This window comes from Janibacter sp. DB-40, assembly GCF_029510815.1.
Taxonomy (GTDB): domain Bacteria; phylum Actinomycetota; class Actinomycetes; order Actinomycetales; family Dermatophilaceae; genus Janibacter.
The window spans coordinates 827,694-854,402 of record NZ_CP120360.1; the positions used below are offsets into that span (position 1 = coordinate 827,694).

The 26,709-nt window shown below is 66.9% G+C and carries 15 protein-coding genes; 4 read left to right on the forward strand and 11 right to left on the reverse strand.

All coding sequences use genetic code 11. The features are described from left to right. Positions 1 to 12: 12 nt before the first annotated feature. The 5 genes from PVE36_RS04040 to PVE36_RS04060 all read right to left on the reverse strand — a co-directional run bounded on the left by PVE36_RS04040 (position 13) and on the right by PVE36_RS04060 (position 9,649). Entirely contained in the window at positions 13 to 765 is a 753-nt protein-coding gene (locus tag PVE36_RS04040; protein ID WP_277454732.1) for a DUF6270 domain-containing protein, read from the reverse strand. Next, positions 762 to 4,523: a glycosyltransferase gene (locus PVE36_RS04045; protein WP_277454733.1), complete on the reverse strand. Its 3,762-nt coding sequence runs from the start codon at positions 4,521 to 4,523 to the stop codon at positions 762 to 764. Before PVE36_RS04045 ends, PVE36_RS04040 begins: the two co-directional genes overlap by 4 nt. Before the next feature lie 718 nt (positions 4,524 to 5,241). Continuing rightward, complete coding sequence (locus PVE36_RS04050; RefSeq protein WP_277454734.1) at positions 5,242 to 5,901, reverse strand: CatB-related O-acetyltransferase; 660 nt, start codon at positions 5,899 to 5,901, stop codon at positions 5,242 to 5,244. After that, positions 5,898 to 9,044 (reverse strand): FkbM family methyltransferase, encoded by a 3,147-nt coding sequence (locus PVE36_RS04055; RefSeq protein WP_277454736.1) that lies wholly within the window; start codon positions 9,042 to 9,044, stop codon positions 5,898 to 5,900. Before PVE36_RS04055 ends, PVE36_RS04050 begins: the two co-directional genes overlap by 4 nt. Further along, a complete protein-coding gene (locus PVE36_RS04060) occupies positions 9,041 to 9,649 on the reverse strand; it encodes a hypothetical protein (RefSeq protein WP_277454737.1) in 609 nt (202 codons plus the stop codon). The genes PVE36_RS04055 and PVE36_RS04060 overlap by 4 nt, the downstream gene beginning before the upstream one ends. A 327-nt stretch (positions 9,650 to 9,976) precedes the next feature. Here PVE36_RS04060 and PVE36_RS04065 point away from each other — a divergent pair, with 327 nt between their 5' ends. Together PVE36_RS04065 and PVE36_RS04070 are read left to right on the forward strand one after the other, a co-directional pair. Next, entirely contained in the window at positions 9,977 to 11,455 is a 1,479-nt protein-coding gene (locus PVE36_RS04065) for an HAD-IIIC family phosphatase (RefSeq protein WP_277454738.1), read from the forward strand. After that, positions 11,452 to 12,771, forward strand: coding sequence for a hypothetical protein (locus PVE36_RS04070; RefSeq protein WP_277454741.1), 1,320 nt, complete (start codon positions 11,452 to 11,454; stop codon positions 12,769 to 12,771). Before PVE36_RS04065 ends, PVE36_RS04070 begins: the two co-directional genes overlap by 4 nt. A 15-nt stretch (positions 12,772 to 12,786) precedes the next feature. Here the strand turns inward: PVE36_RS04070 and PVE36_RS04075 are convergent, their stop codons facing one another. From PVE36_RS04075 to PVE36_RS04090, 4 genes are read right to left on the reverse strand one after another with little or no spacing between them, the layout of a single operon-like run. Next, positions 12,787 to 14,631: a glycosyltransferase gene (locus tag PVE36_RS04075; RefSeq protein ID WP_277454742.1), complete on the reverse strand. Its 1,845-nt coding sequence runs from the start codon at positions 14,629 to 14,631 to the stop codon at positions 12,787 to 12,789. Between the two features lie 52 nt (positions 14,632 to 14,683). After that, the gene (locus PVE36_RS04080) at positions 14,684 to 16,900 is read right to left on the reverse strand and encodes a DUF6270 domain-containing protein (RefSeq protein WP_277454743.1); all 2,217 of its coding nucleotides are present in this window, start codon (positions 16,898 to 16,900) and stop codon (positions 14,684 to 14,686) included. Next, positions 16,900 to 18,756: a hypothetical protein gene (locus PVE36_RS04085; protein WP_277454744.1), complete on the reverse strand. Its 1,857-nt coding sequence runs from the start codon at positions 18,754 to 18,756 to the stop codon at positions 16,900 to 16,902. Before PVE36_RS04085 ends, PVE36_RS04080 begins: the two co-directional genes overlap by 1 nt. A 48-nt stretch (positions 18,757 to 18,804) precedes the next feature. Beyond that, a complete protein-coding gene (locus PVE36_RS04090) occupies positions 18,805 to 20,613 on the reverse strand; it encodes a PQQ-binding-like beta-propeller repeat protein (RefSeq protein WP_277454746.1) in 1,809 nt (602 codons plus the stop codon). Between the two features lie 562 nt (positions 20,614 to 21,175). Here PVE36_RS04090 and PVE36_RS04095 point away from each other — a divergent pair. After that, the gene (locus PVE36_RS04095) at positions 21,176 to 22,273 is read left to right on the forward strand and encodes a hypothetical protein (protein ID WP_277454748.1); all 1,098 of its coding nucleotides are present in this window, start codon (positions 21,176 to 21,178) and stop codon (positions 22,271 to 22,273) included. A 944-nt stretch (positions 22,274 to 23,217) separates the two neighbouring features. Here the strand turns inward: PVE36_RS04095 and PVE36_RS04100 are convergent. Next, positions 23,218 to 25,023 (reverse strand): nucleoside-diphosphate sugar epimerase/dehydratase, encoded by a 1,806-nt coding sequence (locus tag PVE36_RS04100; protein WP_277454750.1) that lies wholly within the window; start codon positions 25,021 to 25,023, stop codon positions 23,218 to 23,220. Between the two features lie 219 nt (positions 25,024 to 25,242). Here PVE36_RS04100 and PVE36_RS04105 point away from each other — a divergent pair, with 219 nt between their 5' ends. Then, the gene (locus PVE36_RS04105) at positions 25,243 to 25,830 is read left to right on the forward strand and encodes a low molecular weight phosphatase family protein (RefSeq protein ID WP_277454752.1); all 588 of its coding nucleotides are present in this window, start codon (positions 25,243 to 25,245) and stop codon (positions 25,828 to 25,830) included. On the opposite strand, the gene rfbA is transcribed toward PVE36_RS04105, so the two are convergent. Further along, complete coding sequence (rfbA, locus tag PVE36_RS04110) at positions 25,823 to 26,683, reverse strand: glucose-1-phosphate thymidylyltransferase RfbA (protein WP_277454753.1); 861 nt, start codon at positions 26,681 to 26,683, stop codon at positions 25,823 to 25,825. The genes PVE36_RS04105 and rfbA overlap by 8 nt on opposite strands. Positions 26,684 to 26,709 lie beyond the last annotated feature (26 nt).

The following is a 26,709-nucleotide window of genomic DNA, read 5'->3' on the forward strand; positions in this document are numbered from 1 at the left end:
TGTTCGAATCGGTTAACGGCCGCTGGCAGCCACCGGCCGAATGCCCGCGGCAAGGTGCGCGTAGGCCGCCTCAGTGTAGTGGAAAGGGCTCGGCCCCCACTTGTGCTCACGGGTCGAGGTCGTCAGCTCCGCCGGAAGGGTGAGTACTGGCCACCCGAGGCTTCGGACCCGCTCGTAGTAGCGGCGGTACTGCTCGTTGGCGCGCTCCGGGGGTAGGTCCCAGTCGGAAGTGCCCAGAGGATCGCCGTCGTCCAGACTGCTCGCCCAGTCTGTCCCCAAGACGATCACCCGCTCCTCGAGGCCGAGCGCAGCCACGGTGGTGGCCAATCGAGCAAAGGAGGGCGACCAGAGGGCGAAGTGCTCGTCGGTGCCGAAGTCGATCTGGTGCCCGTCACGGGTGGCCTCGGCGTCGCCGGCCCGCCACAGCTCGGCGAGGCGGCTGACGTAGCCGCCGCCGACCTCGACGACACCGCCCCGCTCGTCGATGAGGTCGATGACGAGCACGTCGACCTCGTCGGCCCGACGGGCGAGCTGGGCGAGGGCATCACCCTCGATGTCGCCCTTCACGTTGCGCCGCTGGAAGGGGGACTCGATGGGCTCGAGCTTCGGCCAGACGCCCTCGGCCGGGTGGCCCGCGCTCACCGCGGACTGACGGGCGATGTAGGCGATGAGCTCGTGGGTGTCGCCCATGGTCTCCAGGGTGTCCCGGGAGACGCAGCTGCCGTAGATGAAGGTGCGGACGCGGTCCTGCCCGTCGGTGCTCACGCGGTGCCTCCGGTGATGATCTCGGTCAGCTGGGTGGTCGTCCGCTCGTGGGAGAAGGCCGCACGGGCCTGCTCGGCGAAGGCCTCGCCGTCGCGGGGCGCGGTGGCGATCCGCTCGACCATCGACTCGACGTCGGGGCTGATCCACTCGCGCGGGTAGATCAGGTCCGAGCCCGGCCAGGCGAGCAGCGCCGGCAGCGCGCCCGACGCCGCACCGTCGGCGACCGTGAGGTGGAAGGACTCGAAGTCGCTCGTCGACAGGGCCACGCCGATGCCCTGGTACCACTGCGCCATGTCGTCGCCGTGGCCGTCGAGCACGACCGCCCCGGGACGCTCGGCGTTGATCCGGTCGATGCGGGCGAACTGCTCCTCGTAGTACGCCATCTCGTCGGGGCGCTGGGCCATCCAGGGGTAGTCGGCGGGGGTCTTGCCCTTGACCCGCAGGGTGTGGTCGAGGCCGCGGGCGTGCAGGCCCTCGAGCACGTCGAGGGCCCGGTCGAGCCGCTTCGGCCGGGCGACGATGCCGACGAGGCCGAGGGTCGTCTCCGCCCCGGGGGACTTCGGCAGGTCGAGACCATCGAGGTCCACTGCATTGGGCACGACGTGCGCCTTGTCCGCCGGCACGCCGTGGCCGGCCACGGCCGCGTCGCGGATGAGGTCGCCGACGAAGACGTAGGCGTCGACCGCCGAGTGCTTGATCGAGGCGAGGTAGGGGCGGCGCAGCTCCTGCGAGTGGACCCGCACGACGAGGCGCTGGCCCGGCATGAGGTGCTTGCTGTACCAGACCGCGTTGCCCAGGCCCCACTCGCAGACGACGACGTCGGCGCCCTGCAGCAGACGGCTGGAGCGCTCCTCGTCGTGGTTGGCGTGGTCGGTCCACTCGTCGATCTCGACCTCGTGACCGGAGGCCCGCAGGTCGCGGATCATCGCCCGGGCGAACTTCAGGTCGTGGCCGGCGACGACGACCTTGAGGTGGCGCGTCGGGCGACCGGCGTCGGCCGGGTCCGTGGTGCCGTGCTCGATGCCGGGCGAGGCCGCGGGGAGGGTGAGGTGGACCCCCTTCGCGTCGTCCTGATCGAGACCGGTCTCGTAGGGGCGCGGGCTCCGGTGGTGCGTGCGGATGACGCTGCGGTGGACCATCGCGGGGCCGGACATCGGTGCCCGGGTCTCGTGGGCGAAGGCGTCGCCGGCCGCGTGGTCGGGGTCGACGGCGCCGCTGATCCGCTCCCAGTTGCCGAAGCTGCGGGTGTGCAGCAGGTCCTCCATGCCGGTGCGGGTCGCGACCGGCTCCTCGAGGCGCACGACGTAGTCGGCGGTCATCGCGTTGTATAGGCCGCGGCCGTCCCAGGCGTGGACGTCGACCCCGAGGTGGGCGAGGCGCTCGCGGGCGGCCTCGGCGTCGCCGACGACGAGGACCCGGGTCGGCAGGACCGACTGGTGGGCCAGCGAGTCGAGGACCTCGGTGCGGAAGTCGTCGACGATCGCCGCGTACGTGGGCAGCACGTCGCCGCGGGTCGGGATGCCTGCGGTGCGGGTCAGCAGGAGCATCGCGCTCGTCACGGTGTGCGAGCGCAGGACGGTGCGCATCTGACGCCAGGCCTCGCGCAGGCGGGCCTGCGGGTCGCGGGACCACAGGCCGAGCGAGGCACGCCAGAGGTCGGAGTCGTTGGTCGCAGGGATCGTCGGGCCGAGCGTCTCGCCGATGCCGCGGCCCGGGCCCGAGAGGACGACACCACCGCAGGCGGCGACCTCGACGACGCGTCGGGAGAACATCGTCGGGGAGTCGGCGACGGAGTTGACGTTGAGGTTGGCCAGGTGCGACTTGTAGGAGTCGATGACCTCGTCGTAGGGGAGCGAGCCGCGCACGTTGCCGCGGAAGATCGCGGGGAAGTGGTACGGCGAGTCCGGGATCGCGGCCTGGCGGTCGTAGATCGCCAGGCCGAAGGGCTGGGCCACGGTGAGCAGGCGGCTGAGCTCGGCGGAGCGCTTCGCGTAGCGCTCGCCGTAGTAGGTGCCGGCGTAGGCGACGGAGGGGTCGTAGGCGCGCGCGCCGGGCAGCGGGTTGTGGATGAGCGGCTGGGCGTAGAAGGGCAGCCCCGAGGCGGTGCGGACCGTGCCCACCCCGGCGGCGAGGTAGCGCGGGACGCAGTTGGCATCGGTCGTGAAGACGTGGTCGCACAGCGAGGCGGTCGCGATGAATCGCTCGATGTGGACCGGGTCCTCCTTGTTCCAGAAGACCGAGGGGATGCCGAGCTCGCGGGCCCGCGCGAGCAGTGCGACGACGTCGGCGTGCTCGTCGTCGTCATACCGGCCGACTCCACGCAGCCACTGGCCGTCGTTGCCCTTCCACGCCGACTCGACGAAGACGAGGTCGAGGCCGTCGAGCTGGTCGCGCCACCCCTGTCGGTCCAGTGGCACGAGGTCGAAGGTGGGGCGCAGCGTCTCGGTGGTGAACTCGTCGGCGATGATCCCGACCCGCAGGGACCGCAGGTCACGGTCGGTGCTGGCGTCGTGGGCAGCGACTACCGCGGTCGCGCGGGCGTGGGCGTCGCGGAAGGCCTCGGCGACCTGCAGCCAGGTGCGCTCGTCGAGGGTCCACAGCCGGCTGCGGCGGCCGAGGTCGGCGCGGGCGTCCTCGTCGGCGAGGAGCGGCCGCAGGGCGTCGGCCAGCGAGCGCGCGTCGTCGGCCGGGACGACGACGGCGCGCTCGCCCTCGGCCCCCGCGAGGGTGCGGTGCGGTGAGACGTCGGAGAGGACGACGGCCTTGGCGCAGGAGAAGGCCTCGAGCGGCTTGAGCGGCGAGACCATCTCGGTGACGGGCAGCGAGCGGCGGGGGCACGGCATGACGTCGAAGAGGCTGATCATCCGCTGCATCTCGCTCGCCGGGACCCGCCCGACGAAGCGCACGGTGTCACCGAGGCCGAGCTCGTCGGCCTGCTTCTTGAGCGCGGGCTCCGCGGCGCCCGAGCCGGCGAGGACGAGCTGAGTGTCGACCCCTTCGTCACGCAGGAGGGCGACGGCGTCGACGAGCAGGTCGAGACCCTCGTAGCCGACCATCGAGCCGGCGAAGCCGATGACGGGCACGTCGGTGCGCACGCGGTGCTGCCGGGCGTATGCCTCGTCCTTGGGCAGCGGGACGAAGACGCCGGGGTCGACGGCATTGGGCGCCAGGGTGATCTTGTCGGCGGAGACGCCGCGGCGGATCAGCTCTTGCCGGGTCTCCTCGGTGATGGCGAGGACGGCGTCGGCCTCGGTCGCGACGAGCGTCTCGAAGTCGGCCTGCTGCTGGTAGCGCTCGGTCTGCTCCCAGTCCTGCTTGCCGGAGGCCTCGGTGACCTCCCACAGCCCCCGCACCTCGTAGACGAAGGGAACACCCACGCGCCGCGCGGCGATGAGCGCGGCGAGACCGGTGACGTGGTTGGAGGCGGACTGGATGAGCGAAGGGCGGCGCAGCCGGGCCTCCCGCACGAAGGCGTCGGCACAGGCGAGGATGTAGTGGTCGATCGGCGTGGAGCCGAGGCGCGGCCCGGGCAGGTGGGTGTAGTCGACACCGTCGAGCGTGCTCACCTGGCGGCGGGCCTTGGGCGCCTTCTTGTCGACCTGGCTGTCCCAGGGGTAGCCGACCCGGGCGACGACCGAGACGTCGACGCCGGCGTCGCCGAGGCCGGCTGCGACACCGCGGGTGCGGGTCGAGTAGCCGTTGGTGTTGTACGCGGGCGTCGAGTGGACGCAGTAGAGCAGGCGGCCGGGCTCCGGCACGTAGGCAGTACCGCTCGAGCGTGGCGGGATAGAGAGACCCTGTCGATCGATGCGTTGTGCGGCCCTCGCGCGCATCACGAGGTCGTGTTGCTTGGTGTCGCTCTGATCGATGAGGGAGGCATGATCGACGACGAGGCGATTGGCTTCGCTGATGGATCCCAAGCCATACCAAGCGCGCGTCAGTGCGTGTGTCAACCGTCGACTGGACGGGTCATCGCGAAGGTCCCGGAGCAGATCCTCGTAGGTCAGGTCTGACAGGGGGACGGTGGCGACAGTTGGCGCAGTCGCGGCTGTCTCCACCGCCTCGTCCGGGGAAGTGTCAGCGTCGCCACGTTCGTTCGCGCTCGTGGCTCCTCCGCCTCTGAATACGCGAGCCGGAGCTGTCAGGGACTTGCCGACCTTCATCGCGCGCGAAGCCCGAACGCGCTTGAGATCATCACGCAGGCGGGCGTTCTCTGCTCGATAGGCATCGAGGGCACTCCGAGCCGTTCCGAGTTCGGAGAAGTAGCGCTCCGCACGGGCCGTAGCGGATGCTCGCTCGGTTTCCAGCTCGGCCAGACGCTCTTGAGCCTTGCGCAGATTGGCCTTGGAGGTCTTCGCCTTGCGCGCTTCCTTGCGCAGCGCCTCGAACTCCTCCACGGCTGCCTCAGGATTTGAGGCGATGAAGCGTCTCAACTGGATGCTCAGGAAGCTGACATCGGGGGACTCTTCAGGGTGGTTAGTCGTCACTCCGGGCTCCGGCTGGGGTCAAGCGGCGGTACGCCGTTGGGAACATAGGGATGTTGCTGTCGGCGATCAGGTCCAGAGAGGCGGCCACGTCCTTGGTCACGACCTGACGGAGTTGTGTGGGGTCCAGCTCCCACCAGCGGCTCTCGAGCAGACGATCTATGGTCTCGGAAGGAAAGCGTTGCTTGAGCAAGCGAGCCGGGCTCCCAGCAACCACCCCGTAGGCGGGGACGTCCTTGGTGACGATCGAACCCGCGCCGATGATCGCGCCGGTACCGATGCGCACTCCGGACATGATCTTCACGCCGTCACCGATCCAGACGTCGTGTCCCACGATGACGCGCCGGACGGGGTCCCGCGCCGCCAGTCGTTGCTGGTAGCGGTCCGTAGGAAAGGAGAACCACGAACTGGTGCTCAGGACGTCCGAGTCGTGGTGTCCGAGGCCGATGGTGACATCACGGCCGAGGGAGCAATATCGGCCCACTTCGGTGTATGACCGTAGATGTCCCGAGTTGATGTAACTGGCGAAGCCGAAGAACACTGTGCCGAAAAGCTGGGCATTGAACAGCCGTGCTTCAGGCTCTGCGAACACCGCCCAACCCTGTCCGGAGCCGGGCGTGATCAGGGGTTCCTTGTACTTCGGCGCGTTCATGGCAACCTTCCGGTTTCGTGGCGGAGGGAGGCCAACTGGAGGTAGATCTGACCAGAGGCGTGGTGGACTTCCTGGCTCTCCGCACGCGCCCTTCCCGCATGGCTGAAGGTACGCCAGAGGATCGGGTCGTGGTACAGGGACGGCAGGAGTCTTGACAGTCCCGCGGGGGAGTCCACCTCTACGCCAGCCAACCCGAGGGTCTCCGAGAGTGACTGAGGCATGTCCCGATAGATCACCGGAACTCCCAAGCCCGCGACCTCCATGGGAACCATTTCAAAGGTTGCGAACTTGGTGGGGGCGACCATCAGCCGAACCTTCGACAGCCTTTCGGAAAAGTCGTCCTTGAGGAACGGCCACACCTCATCGAGCTCGAAATCCGGCTCGAATCGGGGCCGGTACTGCTGGACTCCGTAGATCGGGACTCCTGGGAGTGCCTCCCTGATGGCCGCGACCCAGTCTCGGCCGGGGCCGCCCACGAGCGCAGGGTCACTGAGCTTGGCGATGTCCCCCACGAAAACGCCTGCCGTACTCCCGAACTCGGCGTAGGGAGGAGACACCGGGGCGAGCGTCTTTGGGATCTCGAGGATGAGATCGCGGATGGGTTCCATTCCAGGCATGTGTTTGGCGCCGAGGCTGAAGGTCATGAGTCGAACCTTCCCCGGATGAGCTCGGTCCAATTCCTGCATGGAGTGGACGATGCTGGCCGTGCGTGCCGGTACGGCCTGAAGGGACATGTTGATGACGACGACGCGCCCTTCAGACATGTGCTTCTCGGCTATCTCACGTGCTCGGGCGTAATCGGGACGGTCGGGGTCACCCGCGTAGATGATGACGATCTCTGGATCGGCTCCCTCAAGGGTGAACGGGTCGCCCGTCTCGATATCTGCTAGGACGCAGTTCACGCCGAAACGGCGCAGGGCGTCAGCCATGAGATGGGTTGACTTGAGGATCCCGCCCTTTCGCCACCGGTCACGATCAGTGCGACCAACGATGGCGATGTCGAACCGATCACGCGACCAGGTGGGCGCGGTCTCGTTGATGATCCACGGATGGTGATCAGCGACCGTCTTAGTCACGGTCTCACGGACATCCAGACGCTTTCCCCCATCCTTCTTGATCGAAGCATTGGAGATGGACGGTGCATGACGGTCGATCGGGTCAGCCCAACCCCGCTCGTGGGCGAGGACGACCATCGGCGTGCGAAATTCCTGGGCCTTGAGCGCAAGCCACACATCGGCCATGTTCGGGATCTTGAAATCGTCGGAGGCGACGGGGATCGTGTGCGTGTGGAATCCGGCCGCGCCCGTGCCGAGCAGGTGGACGCCGGTGTCGGCCTCCCGTGTGGAGTAGTACGCCAAGACACGACGGGACTTGGCGTCGTAGTAGTCGGTGAACCCGTCGAGGAAGATGGAACCGTGCCATCCCACGATGGCCTTCCGGTCAAACCTTTCGATTCCGTCGAGAAGGTGATCGACGTAGAAGTCGGGGTACGCGATGTCGTCGTCGCAGGTGAGGTAGTACCCCTCATAGCCATCGATGAACAGGAATTTGCCTCTGTCACCATGGTCGGGGCCAGTGTGGAAGTGCACGTTGTCGTATGCGGGCAATGACGAGGGGACGGAATCCATCTGGTTGAGGTAGACGTGGATGTCGTCCGCTTGCGGAGCAAGACTTCGCAAGACCATGGCCAGTCCATCTTCTCGGCCCGGCATGGTGGCGATACCGATCCGCACGTGGTCCTTGCGCACGTGATGGTTGAGCAGGGGCCGGATGTCAGACGACGGAGCCTCTCGGTGGAGGATCGTCGGCGGCTGATCGCCCGACAGGAGTCCGAAGGCGGTGTCAACGCCCACCGCGTGGTCCCACGAGCCAGGGCTGATGGACTCGAGGCGACTGGACACCAATTGGTAGCTCATGCCCAGCAGATCAAGGTCTCGGCGATGCTTGGCCTCACGGTCGAGCGACTGCCGGAGGTGGTCTTCCACAGTGGACAGGTCAGCAGCTGAACGCGCGTGTTGATCCGTCGCGGCGCGGAATTGCTCCTCGAGTGCCCCTCGGTCGTCTCGCGACTGGGCGAGGTCTTCCTGCAGGGACGAAACCGTCGCTCGGAGCTCCTCCACCTCCCTGACCTTTTCCTGCAGTCTGAGTCGGTGCTCGGTCAGGGCGGCGTTGAGCTCTCCGTGCGACCTCCGATTCTCCTCCAACAGGTCGTCCAGCGCTCGGGTGCGCTGATCGTGCATCTCACGGACGGTGGTCGCTGCGGAATGGGCCGCAGCGAGTTGCTCGCGTAGATCCCCCAGTTCTGGCCGCGTTGCGGCCAACTGCCCCTCGGCCACATGGGTCGTGATTTCGGCAAGCGAACGGGTCAAGCGCTGATCGGTGCTGCTGTGTTGCCTTTCGCGACGGCGGTCGCGTTCCACGGCCAGTCGGTGCCTCAACTGGTCGGCGGAGGAGACCGTCGGGCTGTCGGGGTGGACGTAGACGAAATTGTCCGAGCGCCCCCCGATGAGGAGCACCTCATACCCAAGAGGGGCCAAGACCGCTTCGAGCTTACGGACGGAGGTCGGGCCATGAGCCTCAATACACAGGATGGGGTGCGAGCGAGTGAGCAGCGACCTCGCGCCGTTGAGCGCGCGCACTTCGCTCCCTTCGATGTCGAGCTTGAGCAACGCGACGTCGATCCCCTCGCAGAGTGAGTCCAGCGTCGACGCCTCGACCTCTGTGCCGCCCGACTCGACGACATGAACTTGTCCGCTGTTGTCAGGGTGTTCATTCGCGAGGCGCAGGGTCGTCACGCTGTCCCAGAGGGCGACGTCCCTGATCGACACTCGTTCCTGGAGGTGGTTTCGAGCCACGTTCTCTTGCAGGATTGAGTGGTTCTCCGGGTCTGGTTCGATGGCCAGAACCTGACGGTCAAGGGCAGTTGCGAAGAAGAGGCTGTGGTTGCCGATGTTGGCACCGCCATCAACGATCCAGCCCGATCCCGTGAGCGCAACGCCCGCCAGGGCCTGCAGGAGGTCTCCTTCGTAGAAGGTGCCGGAAGCACGTACTTGCTCGAAGATGTACTCGCCCGGGTGCCCCGTCAGCGAGAGGCGCTGGCCTTCCCACTCGAGGTCGACGTTCTCGAGCCCTGCGTTCGTCACTTGTCCTCTCCTGCGTCCAGCTCAGCAGTTCTGACGTTCAGCAGACCCAGAAGAGCGTTTGCACGAAGGCTGAGGTCCGTGTTGCCGGCGGCCAGGGCCTTCAGGTCCTGGGTCACTGCGGCCGAACGTGCCTCGTGCCCTTGCGACGAAGACGCGACCGCGGCCTCGAGTGCCTGCATCCGCTGCGCTAGGCCGTTCTGCTGTCGGCCGAGGACACCCATCGACAGCGTGACGCTCTTGCGCATCTCCGCGAAGTCCTGCTCCTGCTGGGTGGCTGCCGCGTCCACACGGGTCTGGAAGGTTCCCAGTGCCGCACGCGTGGAGTCGGCGTTGCGAAGGTACGTACGCCGCAGCGCCTCCACGCTGGTGCCGATGTCGTGGACTTGCCCTCGCACCTGGTCGAGGGATTCGACCTTGGCGAGTCGCGCGTGCAGGCTACGAGTCGTGGTGTTGATTTTGATCAGCGTCTGCACGATGACCCAGGCCGTTCCTGTCAGCGCTACCAAGATGACCAAGGTGGCGACCACCACTGCCCACTCGGCGCCCGCCGTGGCCGCGGTTACGCCGACGGCGATGACGCCGGCGAGGACTCCGGCGAGAGCCATCCATCTGAGGTTGCGCAATCCGTACTCCTGAGGTGTGGCGAACCTGTCGTTGCATCCTGTCCCGGCGCGAGTGGACCGGGGCGCGCTGCACACGCTAATGCCTCGGGTGGGTCTGAGTTGCGTCGGCCCACTGGCCCGTCAGAGCACAGTCGGTGGCGCCAGCATCGGGCCACCGCGTGCAGCTTCGAGGAGGGCGATCGTGCTGCCTCCTTGGCTCAGACGGTTGGCGGGCCGCGCGGATGCGCACAGGTGGCCTTGATACGCGCTAACATCCCTGACTGCCACGCGGGTGAGCTGGCGATTGAGGGAAATCGTGGGAGGAAACTAGTGGTCAAGCTGATTGTGTGGGATCTGGACGACACTCTGTGGCGGGGCACGCTCGCCGAGGGAGACGACATCGCGCTCTTTGAATCTCGAGCGCAAGCGATCCGTCAGCTCAACGAGCAAGGCGTTGTGCATGCGATCTGCTCGAAGAACGATCACGCGGCGGCCATGGAGCAACTTGATCGGCTGGGGATGCGCGATCAGTTCGTGTTCAACGAGATCGAGTTCTCGCCCAAGGGTCCGATGGTCCGGCGCATCGTGGAGGACATGAACCTCCGTTTCCCGGACGTCGTCTTCGCGGACGATAACGAGGTCAACCTGCGCGAGGTTCAGCACGCGTGTGAAGGAATAGTCACCATCGACAGCCGGGGCGACGCGCTTGACACGTTCCTCGCTCGCTCCATCGACGAGACTTCGGGTGGGAAGTCACGGCTCGCGCAGTATCGCATCATGGAGAAGAAGCGATCAGATCGCGCGGACGTCGCAGGTTCAAACGAAGACTTCCTTCGGACGTGCAACATCAAGATGGCCGTCCTCGAGCGCACGGACAACCTTGCCCATGCCCAGCGCATCGAGGAGCTGATCAACCGCACGAACCAGCTCAACTTTCTCAAGACGCGCGTTGAGGTGGGGTCCATGGCTGAGACCATCGTGGAATCCACCAAGAACTTCACCTTCTCTGCGTTCGTGTGGGACGACTACGGAAACTACGGACTCGTTGGATTCGCGTCGGTCGCTTTTCGGCGACGCTTGGACCACTTCACGTTCTCGTGCCGAACGATGAACATGGGCATCGAGAGTGCGCTGGCGTCAATCATGCAGAAGACGACGCTTCTCGACGACTCTGATCTCCCCGTTTCGCCGGTCGTCCCGGACTGGATCTCCGTGGTGGACCCCAACTCGGTGGAAGCGCGCGAGCGTGTGGCCGCCATGGTCGCGGAGGTGCCCGCCGACGCGGGTCTGCGAGTCATGGCCAACTGTCAGTCTGGCTCAATCGCCCACTACCTCAAGTCGCCTACGGCGGTGGACTTCGACAACTGGCCCAGGGTCTTTTCGCTGCAGAGGTTCAAGAGCGACGGCTATTTCCCCGGCGAATGGCGACCGTTGATGGTCTACGGGGCATTCGTCGACTACAACGCGAACTACTGGCCGGGTGCTGTGGAGCCAACCGTGACGGCCTATCAGGAGGCCGCGGATGCGCTTGTCGATGCGTGCCGAGAGAACGGCAGCTCGCTCACCGTTCTGCTGCCGACCGAGAAGTTCGATGTCGAGAAGCCTGAGGAAGGGCTCACTCGCCGAGGGTACGCTGAGCGCAATGGTGTCTGGCGTGAGATCGCTCGAGAGAACGCGCACGTGCAGGTGGTCGAGATCGATGACGTCCTGGGAGGGCGCACGATTTCGGACCCGCGTCATTTCGACCGAGACGTTCTGACTGGCATCTCCAATGCGCTTGTCGACGCGTGCCCTGAGCTGCAGGGATGATGTTCTCTGATCGCCATGTTCGCTGGCTGGCCAGTTTGGACCGCCCCGGGACAGCTTTGGACAAATACATCGAGTCGATGCAATTGCATCGATTTGACGTCTCGCGTGGGTTTCAGCGGGGACCCAACTTGTGGGTCAATTTTCTGGCGTTCGACGAGTATTGGCGAGACTCGGACGAGGATAACGTGGTGCTCTTTGCTACAGAGCGGTCTGAACAGGACGTTGTTGATCTGGACCGCCTTTCGGAAAATCTTCCCGACAACGTGTTCATCGTCCTTATATCGCGTCACTACCGAAGGTCTCCCCATGAACACATCGTGGTGATCGGCGCTGCAGTCGACGGAGACGACGAGTTTGACGCAAAATGCGGAGCCCACCTGGCCAGATTCGTGCGCCTGCAGCCGGAGGGTAGTCCGCTGAATCCTCTGCGCGGTGAGTTTCCCCGTGCTGTAAGGTCCTATGGGTCCTTGGGTGACTTCACTCCATCTATCGATTGGCGAGGAGTGGTGTCGATTGAGGACGAAGGAATTCGTTACGAATTCTTCAGTTCCTTGCGGTCGGACAGTCGCTTGCTGATCGTCATCGGCCAGAGCGCCTTGGTCCGAAGCCGAGTTGGCTCGCTGCCGGTTTTCCAGAGATGGTCGTGGGCTGAGGACATTGCGCACTCTTCCGCCCTGGTTCTCAATGACCCGAACCTGTACCTCGATGAAGAACTCAATGCGGGTTGGTGGTTTGGGACCCGTGGGCGAGACACAGCGGCCGAGATGGCAGGCATTGTTGACACCGTTCGTCGAGAACTCGGGCTCGACCGGCGTCAGGTGGTCTTCTACGGAGGGTCAGCGGGCGGATTCGCCTCGTTCCACATGGCCTCCTGCCTCCCGGGGTCCTTGGCGGTGGTGGACATCCCGCAGATTGACATGCGGAAGTATCACCTGCGTGCCGAGGCGGACCGTGCTGCGCAGGTAGCCTTTGGAGTCGCGGGTATTGATGCCACCCCGAGCGACCTCCTGTATCGAGTGGACGTGACAGAGCGCTTCGCGCGGCAGCGATGCATCCCCGATCATCTGTACCTGCAGAACGTCCGGGACCGAACACACGTGGTCGATCACTACGGGTACTTCGTCGAGAAGGTTGTCCAGCTGGCACACGATCACTCATGGGCGTATCACCGCGCACGGGTCGAGATGTATTCCTACTGGAGCTTGATTCGCGGGGGCCACTTTCCCTTGAACAGGGCAGACACCATGCAGCGAATCACCGAGTTCGCCCACTTCGAGGTCGCCCCGGGTGCTCCAGATCGTTCCGGCTGGATCTGACTCGGCAAGATCAGGTCAACGGTCTGTGGTGGCGGACGCGACGCCGATGACGTCCGCGTTCGCCAGCATCTCCGCATCACTCGCATCCCAGGTGTGCTGTCCAGCGCCCCGCCGCACCTGGACGAACCCGAAGCGGTCGGCGGAGTAGATCCGACCACCGGCCTCGACGACGCGCCGCAGCAGCCCGGTGTCCTCACCAACTTGGGCGTCGGGGAAGCGATGCTCCACGGCGACCGAGCGAGGCATGACCATCGTCGGCCCGGCGACGAAGTCGGTGAACCGGTGCTCGCGCTCGGGGAATCGCACGAGGTGCGCCGACTGGCTCTCGAGGTACATCTGGTGCGCCTGCTTGCCGACGACATCCGCACCCGAGTACTCGAGAGCCTGCAGGCTGTCGAAGAGATAGTGGTCGCCATAGAGGTCGTCGTCGTCCATCTTCGCCATCACGTCGCCGCTCGCCGCATCGACGAGCCGGTTGAGGCAGGTGCCGAGCAGGACGTCCTGGTCGGCGTGGAGCACGACGAGGTCCTCGATGCCGTGCTCGGCGGCGAGCTCTCGCACTCTGGCCTCCTCGTCGAAGCCGTGCATGAGCAGCGCGAGCTGCACCGTGACGTCCCGCTGCCGCGCCACCTGCCAGATGACGTGCTCGAGCTGGTGCGGTCGGTTGGTCGACACGAGGGCCGAGACGGTGCGGGGCCGACGGACGTGCTGCTCGAGCCCCACCGCCTCGAGGACGGCGTCGATGCGGGCGGCATACGTGTGCTCTCGCCAGATGCGGCGCTGAGCGGCGTGCACCATGCGGTCGCGCAGCAGAGGGCTGCGCACGAGCGCCCGCAGCATCCACTCGGCCTGCTGCGGGTCGTCCACCCGCACGACCTCGTCGTCGGGGAAGAAGGCGTCGAGCGCAGGGCTCGGCGTGGAGACGACCGGCGTGCCGCAGGCAGAGATCTCGAAGACGCGCCGGGCGCACATGCTCGGGCTGCCGACGACCGAGTTGACGTTGAGGAAGACCTTGAAGCAGCGGTACGCCGTGAGCGTCTGCAGGTAACTCAGCGACCCGACGACGCGCGCGTCGAGCGGCTCGGGGAACTGGTAGTTCGCATCACCCCCCGCGAAGCGGGAGAAGATCTCGAGTCCGTGCTCCATCCGCGGCGAGACCCGGTCCGCCGCGCCGAGCAGCAGGTCCATCTGCTCGCGGCGCTCGGGGTACTTGTGGGCGAAGTACATGCCCGCGAAGGCGATGTCGCGCTCGGCGTGACCCTGCTGCGGTCGGATCGGGTTGTGGATCCGCTCCTGCGCGGCGAAGGCCATGACGCCCACGCGGTCGTGACCGAGCCGCTCCCGGTACCGCGGCACCATCTCGACGTCGGTGGTCAGCACATGGCCGAAGAGGGCGGCGGTGTCGACGAAGTCGTCGAAGTGGACCGGGTCCTCCTTGCACCAGAAGACGGTGGGCACCCGGGCCGCCCGGCAGTGCTCCACGAGAGCCACCAGCGCGGGGGAGGGGGCCGAGGGGCCGGTGAGCTGGTATCGCCACGTGCCACCGTTGCCGTGCCACGCCGACTCGACGAAGAGCAGGTCGATCCCCTCGGCGACCTGCGACTCCCACGCCGCCGGGGTCACCTCGACCTGGGTCCACTCGGGCGCGAGGGCCAGCCGGCTGAAGTCGTCGAGGACGACCGCCACGCGCAGGTCCGGACGGCGCACCGGCCGGTCCTGGAGTGGCCACTCCGGCAGTTCCTCACCGGTCGCCTCGGCCACGACCACGCTCATCCGTCGACGGCGTCGCCACGTCCGCAGCTGCCGCACGCCACCCTTGCGCAGGTGCCAGATGGCCGTGCGGGCTGTCGAGACGCGCATCGATTTCCTTCCTCCTTGGCTCACGGGCCAAACGCTTCGGGACACGCGCAAACTAGTCCACCTCTCCCGTGATGACGAGCGGGTCGCTGCTCACGCCATACCGGGGTCCATGGGTGGGTTGGATGATTGCACGACACCGGAAGGTCCCCCGTTGACGAACGGTGAACGTGTGCTTTCGCGTGAGGCCTTGGGGTGTGGTATCGAGCCGACGCGCGCCCTCGTAGAGGTGGAAGGCCATCGAGGCGATACCGCCCCCTCGCACCTCGACGGTGATCCGGTAAGGCAACGACTCCGATATCTGGACCTTCGCTGGTTGTGTGACCATCTCCTGGCGCGGGGATCGCTCCTGAGCCGTTGGCACCCGCACGAGAGTGTCGGGGTCGCGCACGGGGTCGAACGGTGAGCGCTGGGTGTTGACCTGATCGACGATCTGGCGGGCCAGCTCGGAGCACGACAGATCGTCACGGTGGCAGGATGCCGCTCCCCAGGAGTGCTTCGTGTTCGCGTCGGTGCTCGCGGGACAACCAGAGAGGACCGGGACGTCGAGCAAGCCTTGTACCGCCGCAACGTATCTCTGGATGGCGGCGCCGGCCTCTGCGGCCTTCACGCTCGCGCTCGAGGCCGGTGATCGTCCCTCGACCGCCTGGGTAACGCACGACGACGCTACGAGCACGAGGCGGTTCAGCAGCCCGGTCTCCGTCAGCAGGTCGCGCCAGCGCGGGAGCGCGGCGTGGAAGGCGGCGAATTGCCCGTCGTCGTCGAGGTTCTCATCGCCAAGGTCCCACAGGACGACATCGCTCTGCGTTGCGGCAGTGCGCATGGACGCTGGTAGGCCGGAGGGGTCGCGCAGTGCGTCGGCGAGGCTCCGTCCCGAGACGTGGTCGGTGAGCGTGACCTGCGTAGGGTCGAGGAAGCTGAAGGCGTCGCGTGACGCGTTGCGACCGAGGATGAAGAAAGACAGCTTGCGCGGTGTCAGCTCGATCGGTGCGTCACCGGTGAAGATGTCGTGGCCCAGTCCGTCACTGATCCGCACCGGCAGCGTACTCGGCAGCGCGCGGGCGGGGTCCAGGTAGTGACGCCCGCTCCGGGTGGTGAGGGTTTCACTCGATCGTGGGTCGGAGAGGTCCAGGCTGACCCCGAGGAGATGACGCGTTCCGCCGTCGTTCCACGTGAGGTATGGACGCACCTCTCCGGTGGCGCGAACCGCTGCGACGACGGTCGTGCGGCGCCGGATGTGCTCGGCCTTGTTGCGCAGGTCGGATGGCAGGCGGTGGGATGGCGTGCTCGGCAGCAGACCCCGGTCGTACAGTCGGTCGCCGATGGTGTCAGCAGGTGCGGACGCCTCGAGCATGCCGCGGATCGACTCGAGGAGGACGGGCCGGGAGGGTGGGTTGTGCCCTTCCGCAAGATGGTCCACGCGCACGACGTGGCGGCGTTCGCCATCTGAGGAGGCCCACCGGCCAGGATGCAGCTGGGTCAGGTCGAGACGGTCGAGCAGCGGGCTCAGATGGGACTTGACGTGCCAGTCAGCGTCATTCTGTAGGTAGAGCAGCCGGCGGGCGCGCAAGTGGTGCGTGTCCTGCGCAGGAAGTTGATGGACGATACCCCCGGCTCGCAGCGCAGCAGCCGCTTCCGCCCGCGGCATCCCTGCGGCCTCGTCGATCGAGATGCTGAGCGACACCGCCAGATACTGCGCGATGGAAGGGAGGTAATCGAGGATATCGGTCTGTGGGTTCCACACGAGGGCGGACGCCGGCCCCTGCATGAGCTCGGAGAGGACCATCGCGGCGAAGCCTCCGCCGGAGCCGCCGATCAGGAGCGGCTCGCGCGCAACCCGAGCCGCAATGCCGTCCAAGAGGGCAGCTAGGTCGGTCTGGAGCCCTTGGCCGGCGCGGCCTGCGTACCAGCCCAGGAGCAGGTCGGGGGAGAGGTCGAGGGTGGGATCACCGAGCGCGATGTATGGCGTGTCGAGGGTGGGCCCCAGGCTCATCCCCGAGAGGAACGGTCCTGGTCGACCCTTGCGTGCGGTTACCGCCCCCGAGAGGAAGACCGGAAGGCAGCGTGTGACCGGCAGCATCGACAGGTCGCCGCCGACATAGAAGTCGGCGTGGGCACCCGACTCGAACCAGACGACGTGCATGCCCTCGGTGATCTGGTCGACTTGCAGCAGGTCTGAGAGCGACTGCCACAGCGTGACCGACCCAAACCGCTCGTAGTTGCTGCCGTCGGGCACGCCCCGCACGCCCCGTGGCACCTTGTCGGTGCCCATCACCGGCTGCCTGCCGCCGTACATGGGACGATCGCTGGTCGCGGTGGCTCGTCGGCGAGCCATTGCACGATGCTCGTGATCGCGTATAGGTGACGCACCCGAGTCCGGTTCCACCGCGTGGTCCGGGCGAGCTCGCGCACGTAGTCGATGTTGAAGGCATGCGCCAGGGAATCGGAGCGGCCTGCCTCGAGGCTTGCGGCGAGCGCTGCTTGAGTCTCCTCCAGGTGGTTGGACTGCCAGAAGATCAGGCTGAGTGCCTTGGCTCGGGCGAGTACCTCTTCCCGTCGCTGGGGAGTGTCCGGCTTGCTGGGGACTGCACCATCCGTCCTCCCGGGAGGAGGCACAGACGTGACCTTCGTCCCGTAGCGGACCTCGCCATCGGTGAAGGCCCGCGTTGGCCGGGGCCGGCGCTGACGGCGGTACTCGGGCGTCGAGCGGCTGCTGTCGAAAGGATATTGGGACAAGCGGTGACCGAAGGACTCGAGGAGGTCATAACCCAGCACATTCGCCTCGCGCGCGATCGCGGTCAACTCTCGTGCGGCCGCCAGGGAATGAACCGAGTACAGCGGATTGACGCGAGTTCCCACGCGACTCCACAGGAGAGTGGTCCCCCCCATGTGGTAACGGTTGCGGACATCGCTGTAGTAGACGTTCGGGGCGAGATCGGCAGGGACACCGCTCGCCCGGATCTCGTGGAGCGTCTCGGTGAGCTGCCTGCCCAAGGACTCCAGGATCTCTCTCGAGATCAGGTCCTCGACGTCGACCTGTCGGCCGACCATGGCCTGCAGCAGCGTTCGGCCATCCGCCCATCGAGCAGAATCGGTCGGGAGCAGAGACGTCGTGTAGAAGCTGCGCATGAGCTCGCCGTAGCCCCCGCCGGCGGACAGGACGTCCACCTTCTCCTCGAGTCCGGTGGGGCCGACGGTGGATAGACCAGCCGTATAGCGCAGCTGCGCGAGGTCCTGCTCCGGAGCCGTTCCGACGACGACCGGTCTCAGGCCGGAGGAGGTCGTGCGGGTGAGGTCGAAGGTCCTCGCGAGGCCGTCGGCGACCTGGCGGTCGATTGAGGACTCGGGTCCGCTGCAGAAGAACTCGAAGCCGTCCCGGCACCCGGCGGCAAGGATCGCACCCAGAACCATACGAGAGTCGAAGCCCCCGGTGAGGTGTGCCACTCGGGCCTGGGCGGGCGCCTCGGCGAGTGCGCTCACAGCGTCCAGAGTGTCCCGGCGCAGGAGGTTGACCGAGTTGATGTACGAGCGCTGCTCGGTGAGCGCGGCTCGCGACTCGTACGGCACCGTCCAGAGAATGCGGTCATCGAGCATCACCCCGGTGAAGGAAGGGATCCGCTGTCCGCCGAGGTAGCTCGTGGGACGCAGGCCTCCGGCACCGAAGAGCATGCGCTCGACCTGGTACTCGGGGTCCTTCTCCAACGGGAAGCCCAAGTGCGCGGCGGTGGCGATGAGTTCCCGGTAGTCGGTGGAGATGACCGAGATGTCGCCGTGCTCGTGACGGAAGAGGGTCGCGCCGCCCAGAGGGTCGGGGAGGATGGCGAACTGCTGTCGCGCCCGGTCCCAGATATACAGACACGCGGACTGAGTAGCCATCCGCCCCCACCACTGGGCGAAACCGCCGAGCTCTCGTCCACCCCACAGGTCAGCCGCAGCGGATCCGGTGGTGACGAGCTGTGCCTGCACGATCGCCGCGCCGTCGAGGCTGACGGTTCCCTCCGGGCGTACCGCGTGCTTGGCGCTGTCGGTGCCCCATCTGACGTGTAGACGCGGTGACAGCGACACGAGCCCTGGGAGAGCCCTCTCGACCAGCGGTCCGTGGACGACGACCGTTGCACTCGGGACCATGGGGGTCAGCCTAAGGGGTGGCCTTCTTCGGTCACAGCCGGTCTGTGGTCACCCCATACCGCCCGAGGTCGGCTCGACATCGAGGGCGACCTTCTTGAGCTCTACGCCCGCGGCATAGACGATCGAGTCGTCGACCACGACGAACTGGGGCAGAGTCACGCCGTCAGCCACGAGGGTGCGCGTCCGGAGCGAGTCGGGGTCCACCTCGTAGATCTGCTGACCGGTCTGCAGGTAGAGGGAGTCTTCGTGACGTACGAGTCCCGACACGTTGTACGTGGGGCGGTCGCGAGCAGAACTGGTGTCGGCCACGATGACTTGGCGCAGCGTGGCGCCGGTTCGCGGGTCGAGCTCGATGACCGTCCCGCCCCGAGAGGCCCACAGAGTGCCGCCCGGGCCGATGGTGATTGACCCATAGGCCTGGGCCCCGGGCACCGGCGCGACCTCCCACAGCTTGGTCCCGGTACTCGCGTCGTAGGCGAAGACCTTCGCCTCGGTGGTTGTCGGGGCTGCGCCGAGACCGCCCCAACGAGAGGTGCCCCCGTAGACGATGTCGCCGACCGCGGCCAAGCTCACCACCGACTGATCGGGGACAACGTTGCGCACGAAGCGCAGCGACGTCGCTGCCGGGTCGATAATCCCGAGGCCGCCGCCGAGTTGACCGTACCGAGGGATGGTGCCGAAGAAGACGTGGCTGTCGGAAGCGGCCCACGCCCTGGGTCGGTCCTGGGCGTCGGAGGTGCCAAGGTTGGCGAGGAGCGTGGGGTTGGAACCGTCCACCCACGGACGCCGCCGGTCGTACCGGAAGATCTTGCCTTGGGTATAGGTGCCCAAGTACTGGTAGTGGCCGGACGCGATCGAGCCCTCGATCTCACCGATGGTCGCGCCGCCCTTCGGCACCGGCCGCCGCGGCAGATGTGTCGTCGCTCCCGACCGGAGGTTGACGATCGCCAAGCTGGGTCCCCCGTACCCGCCGACAAAGACCTGACCCTCACCTCCCTTCGTCAGCGACTTGATGGTGAGGGGGAGTGGACGGAAGTGCGCGGGATAGGCGTGGTACTCATACGTCGTGAGGTCGAAGGCGACGACCTCGCCGACCTGGGGATCGTAGGTGAGCATCCACTCGGTCGATCTTCCCTGGAGCGTCCCCCACAGGACGTGCCGGTCCCGGCCTGCCGCGGCACCAGCCGGGGCCAACGAGCGCTTGACGCCCGTGGTCGCGTCCACACCCCACAACTTCCCGTCAGCCACGTAGTGAAACTCGCCTTGGCTGTCGATCGGCGAAGGCGACTGACCTGTGACGTTGGCGGGGACGTCCCACGTACGAGCCTTCAGGTCGTACAGACGCCGCTCTGCGGGCCGGTGCGCACCGGTGGTCGTCGTACCGGACGGCAGTCTGACCGCGAGGAAGCGACCGAGGAGACGAATGTCACTGATGATGCCGCTCGTGAGTGGCACCGGAAGGGGAATGCGCGAACGCTGCTCCGGAGAGTCGCGGACAACCCGGATGATCTCTGGTCGCGTCGAACCGACCGCGACATAGGCATAGGTGTTGCCGACAGTGAGGCTGCGGGCGTAGTCGGCGCCCGCCCTCACCTGACCGAGGGAATCGATCGTCCCCGTGGCCGGCACGATCTGCCAGATCTCCCCGCGAGGGTAGCCCCCGCCCCAGATCGAGCCGTCGGGTGCGGTCGTGAGGTCGAAGACGCTCGTGGTGCTCGGAGTCACCGGACCGAGCTCGTCAGCCTCGTCGGCGCCCGGGGTGTAGCGATAGATCAGGTCGGAGTCACCGCCGGCGTAGATGCTGCCGTCCGGGCCGACGGTGATTGCCCGACCGCTCGTGATCGTCGGCAAGTCCACTGCGTGCTCCACCTGGTCGCTCCCGACGTCGAGGACCTGGAGCTGCGCTGGACGGCCTGACACTATCGCGGCCAGCTTCGGACGGCCGTCCACGACGAACGCAACCGTGGTCGCGGTCCTGGCCTCGGCATCGAGTGGGGTCGACCAGCCCGACTGCGGACCCGGGCTGCCGGTCCCTTCCTGACCCGAATCGACGTTCGCCCAGATCAGCGTCAGCAGGTACACCCCGACCACCACCGTGAGGATGAGGAGGCGCCATACCGGCATCCTCGTGATGTCCTGTCGGGGATGCCTGCGCCCCGTGGGGTCAGTGGCCTCGTGGTGGCGGGGCATCATCGTCGTGGGCTCCAGTACGAGGGGTCAGGCTCCGACAGGCTACCGGCCACCGGCCGGGGTCGAGCACCTGCGCGTGGCCCCACGGCGCCCATGGGGATTCACTGACATTTCAGGGGTGCCCCCTGACACACAGGGTGCAAGCGGCACGATTGCCGAGGGGAGGCTCGACTGAGCGATACTGAGTCGTGTGAGACGTGCGCGCTTGTCCGGAGCCCTGATCGGGGTCGTGGTCCTGCTGCTCAACCTCGCGATCGTCATAGCCGTCGTCGTGGGTCTCGAAGGCCTTCCTGCGTTGCCTTCCTCGTCGACGACGTCGACGCAGTCCTCATCGACCCATACGTCATCGTCCAGCTCGACCACGCGCGAGCCCGAGAGCCCGGCCCAGGTCATCGCCAGCCGCTCGGAGCCCGTCGTGGTGGTGCTCGGGGCGGAGGCGGGAGTCGGCGCCGGAGGCTGGGTCGACCAGCTGGCCCCGGTCCTGGCCGATCGTTCACGCAAGGTTCGCTATGCAGCTCTCGAGCCCGAGGACCCCACCCGATACGCCGAGGAGCTGGTCATCGGGGAGGGGGAGGAACTCACCTTACGCAACGGCTCCGTGGCGGATGCCGATCTGACCTACGCGGCTGAACGGGTGGAGTTCCTCGTCCCCAAGGGTGCCGACGTGGTGCTGATCAGTATGAAACCGGAGGGGGGTGGAAACGTAAAGGACGAACTCGACACCCTCGTCTCCGCCGTGGATCGACGTGCCCCGGACGCCGCCGTTGGGCTGATCCTCACGCCACGACCAGCGGCAGACACCAATGGGCCCGTTCGCAGGGCCCAACGGGAGTGGGGCCGCAATGCGGGCGTGCCGGTCATCGATGTCGATGGCGCCTTCAGGGAATCTCCGCGACCCGATCTGCGCGCGGACTGGCTGCCGACAGGCATCGCGGAAGCGGGAGCAGATCTGTGGGCGCGGACCGTCGCGGATGCCCTCCTCAGGAAACCATCTGAATCCTCGTCGCCTCCTGCGACGACCTCGCCGCAGGAGGTGACGACAGCGCCCACTGCAGCGTCCACAGAGCCCGCGATACCGGAACCCAGGACGACGTCGGACCCGACCTACTCCCCACCCGAGAGCGCCGGACCGGCGCCATACGTCCCACCGACGACCTATGTGCCCCCGACGACGTACTCCCCGCCGACCACCTCCTACCGCACGACCACTCAAAGTACGTCGAGTCCTCTGACACCAGATCCAGACCCACCGTCCGTCTCGACGAGTGACTCGCCCACACCGACGTCGACGGATTCCCCGAGCGCACCGGCCGACGCCGACCTATGAGTCCCGAGAGTCTCTCTGCAGCCTCGTGAGCGCCTCAGGTGCGAATGCCCACGCCGTTGCGGCTGTAGCCCCGACGATGACGCTGACGTGTGTGCTTGACCGGTTGGCCAGCAGGCCCAGCCCGGCGACGAGAACACCATGTGTGACGGCGACCTGCCCATGGGACCAGGCATGGTCGTGCACCAAACGCTGGTATGCATGCTGACGATGTGGCCGCAGTACAGCCTCACCTCTGGCGAGACGGCGCCCAATGGTCACCAGCGCGTCGGCGAGATAGGGCAGGAGCGGTACGACCAGTGCTGTCGTCTCCTTGGTCGTGGTCGTGTGAAGGGCTGCGTTACCGATGAGTGAGCCGATGAGGTAGCTGCCCGAATCCCCGAGGAAAAGCCGTGGTCGAGGGACATTCCAGGGCAGGAAGCCCGCTCCCACACCGGCAACCAGGGCCGCGATCGGATGGGCATGCCGGGCTCCAGCGGCCGTGACCCCCCAGGAGACGGCCGTCAGCCCCGATATGCCGTTGATCCCATCCATGAAGTTGACGATGTTCACTGCGATGGGGAGGACGGCTGCGCCCCTAAGACGCTGGCCGCATGGCGCGGAGATGAGCCCGGCGGTGCCCTGAGAGACCAGCCTGATGGCTGGAGGCAACCCTTGGACGTCGTCGATGAATCCAGTGACGGTGAGCAGAGCTGTGCCGGTTGCTTGCCCACGCGTGAGCCCGCGCCCGTGTCGTGCCAGCGCGAGAGCGCCCGCACTGACGCCGGCGGCACACGCCATCCCGCCACCTCGCGGCACTGGCTGCGTGTGCGACGAACGATCGTTGGGAATGTCGAGCACGTGCGCAGCCCTGAGGCCCTTCCGGACGACGGGCGCCGCCAAGGCAGTCACGAGGGCGGTCGTCGTGGCGATCGACAGCCAGCCTCCTCGACCTCCGGCGCAAGAACTCACCGTCGTGAGTTCAGGTCGACAGTGCTCGCGACGCCATCGCTTCGGACCTCGTGGTCGGCGACGTTGCCAATGACTGCGGCCGGATCGCGCATCAGAGCCAGGGCCTCCTGTGGGGTCGCCGAGCGCAGCCGAGCGATGTCGCTGGGCCGCATGGCGGGGACGGGCACGTGCGTGACGCGGGGGTGCCCGGACTGGTGGATGGTCTCACCGACCGAGTAGAGATCCTCGCTGAGCTTCTCACCCTGGCGCAGGCCGGTGTAGATGATGTCGATATCCGAACGACCGGCGAGCGACACCAGGGTCCGGGCCATCTCCGCGATCTTGGCGGGCTGACCCATGTCGAGGACCATGACATCCCTGTGTTGACCGACTGCAGCAGCCTGCAGCACGAGCTGGCAGGCTTCCTCCACGAGCATGAAGTACCGCTCAACCTCTGGGTGCGTGACTGTGACGGGACCGCCCTGCTCGATCTGCGCCGCGAAGACACCGACGACGGATCCACGGGAGCCGAGGACATTGCCGAAGCGGACGCTGACGTAGGTGCCGCCGTGCCGTCGAGCGAAGCCGGCTGTTAGGCGCTCTGTCAGCCGTTTGCTGTAGCCAAGGACGCTGTGTGGGTCGGCAGCCTTGTCGGTCGAGATGTTGACGAAGGTCGAGACGCCGTGGCTGCGGGCAGCCTCCAGCACGTTGAGGGTCCCGAGGACGTTCGTCTTCCAGGCCTCGCCCGGCGACTGCTCGAGGATGGCCAGGTGCTTGAGCGCAGCGGCGTGGAAGACCACCTCAGGTCGGTAACCGGCAAAGACGTCCATCAGGCGGTCGGAGTCGCGGATGTCGGCCAGGACCGCCTCGTCGCCCTCGAAGAGCCCACGGCCGGTGAGACTCATCTGCGTGCTCTGCAGGGCGGTCTCGTCCCGGTCGAGGAGCACGAGGCTGCCCGGTGCGTAGCGGGCGATCTGTCGGCACAGCTCGGAGCCGATCGAGCCGCCCGCACCGGTGACGAGGACGCGTCGGCCCATGACCGTCCGCGCGATCGCCCCAGAATCGAGGTCGACGGCCTGGCGTCCTAGGAGATCACGCAGGTCAATCGACCGGAGACTCCGGGCATCGAGCAGACCGAAGATCTCCGACGTCGAAGGCAGAACCAGCAGCTCCAGACCCGCCTGGGCTGCCCGGTCCCGCAGGTCGACGAGGAGCTCTGCCGAGCCGCTCGGCACCGCGACGGCCAAGGTCGTGGCATCCTCGCGTTCCGCCACGGCGAGGAGGTCGGACCGTCGACCCCGGACACGCACTCCATCGATGCGCAGCCGACGCTTGCGCGGATCGTCGTCCAGGATGGCCACGGGGGACAGGCCCTCCTGGGGGTCCCGCACCATCGACCGGATGAGCTGTCGGCCGCCCTCACCCGCGCCGAAGACGATCACCCGTCGGGCGTCGGGATCGGTCCCCGTGACATCGAGGGATCGGATGACGAACCGTGCGCCGAACATCCCTATCAACGCCATGGCCGTTGCGGTGAGTGGTACGGACCGTGGCAGGAGGAACGGGTCGTAGAAGAAGTTCACGAGGAACAGGAGTCCCCCCACCACGAAGGCAAGCTTCGTCAGCGCATACACCTCGTCGAAGGAGCCGGACTGGTGGCCGACGAGATAGGGGCCGAGGAGCATGCCGAGAACGAGGTGGACGCCCGACGCCGCTGTCGCCACGATGACGATGTTGGCCACATCGATGCGTGAAGGGTCGAGCTCGTAGCGGAGGACGGTCGCCACGGCAATGGCGGCCGACCAGATGATGGTGTCGGCCACCACGGCCACCAGCCGATGACGGCGCATGCGGCGAACGCGTGCGGGCGCAGCAGGCGGCACGGAAGCTCCCCTCGACGGTGGCTATGAGACGTCTGAGACCAATGGACTACAGAGTGGCAGAAGTGACGCGACTTTGGCGGGTGAGGTTGACAGCTCAAGTTCCCACGCGCGTCAGGGATCAATCTACCGGGCGAGGGTCGGTGCGACAGGATGGGCCCCATGAGCGTGCGCATCCTGACCGTCTGTACTGGCAACATCTGTCGCTCTCCGTATGCCCAGTTCGCGCTGCAGCACGCACTCGACGAAGTCCGGCCCGGTGCCTTCGAGGTGACGAGTGCTGGTACGCACGCGATGGTCGACTACACCGTCGAGCCCGGGAGCGCCCACATCCTGCAGGGCAGAGGCATCGCGCACGACGACTTCGCGGCCCGCCAGATCACCGAGCGGATGCTCGACGACGTCGACGTCGTTCTCCCGCTCGAGGTCGGCCACCGCAAGCTCGTGCTGTCGTACTCGCCTCGGCACCTCAAGCGCGCCTTCACCATGAAGGAGTTCGCCCGACTGCTCGACTCGGCCGATGCCCGCGAGCCGTGGACCCAGCGTCTCGCCGGCTTGTCCACGCCCGAGGAGCGGTGGGCTGCGCTCCCTTCGCACCTGGCGCGCGAGCGTGGGCTGAGCCGGGTGGATGAGGGGGCCGATGACATCGCCGACCCCTACCGGCGGCCGCAGGAGGCCTTCGACCGGATGGCGGCGGAGGTCGACGCAGCGGTGGAGCGGATCGTGGCGTTCGAGCGGCAGTTCAGCTGAGCAGGTCCAACAGGTACCGGCCGTAGCCGCTCTTGACGAGTGGCTCGGCGCGTCGGCGCAAGCCATCGTCGTCGATGAAGCCCATCCGCCAGGCGACCTCCTCCGGGCAGCCGACCTTCAGCCCCTGCCGGGCCTCCAGAGTGCGCACGTAGGTACTCGCGTCGTTGAGCGAGTCGAAGGTGCCGGTGTCCAGCCACGCGGTACCGCGCTGCAGGACCTCGACGTGCAGCCGGCCCTCGTCGAGGTAGATGCGGTTGAGGTCGGTGATCTCCAGCTCGCCCCGCGCCGAGGGCCGCAGCGCTCGGGCGCGCTCGACGACCGTGTCGTCGTAGAAGTACAGGCCGGGCACCGCGTAGCGGCTGCGCGGGTTCTCTGGCTTCTCCTCCAGGGAGGTGGCCCTCCCTTCGCTGTCGAAGTCCACGACGCCGTAGGCGCGCGGGTCGGCGACCTGGTAGCCGAAGATCGCCGCGCCGTCGACGTGCGTGAAGTGCCGCAGCTGCGTGCCCAGCCCCGGCCCGTAGAAGATGTTGTCGCCGAGCACGAGCGCGGCCGGCCCACCGGCGATGTGCTCCTCCCCGATGAGGAAGGCCTGTGCCAGACCGTCCGGGGAGGGCTGCTGCGCATACGTGATCGAGACGCCGAACTGGTGGCCGTCACCGAGCAGCCGCTCGAAGTCGGGCGCCTCGTGCGGCGTCGTGATGACGAGGACGTCCGTGATCCCCGCGAGCATCAGCGTGCTCAGCGGGTAGTAGATCATCGGCTTGTCGTAGACCGGCACCAGCTGCTTGGAGACGCCGAGCGTGATCGGGTGCAGTCTGGTCCCGGTCCCCCCGGCGAGGATGATCCCGCGCATCCCTGCAAGGTAGCGCCCCGCAGTAG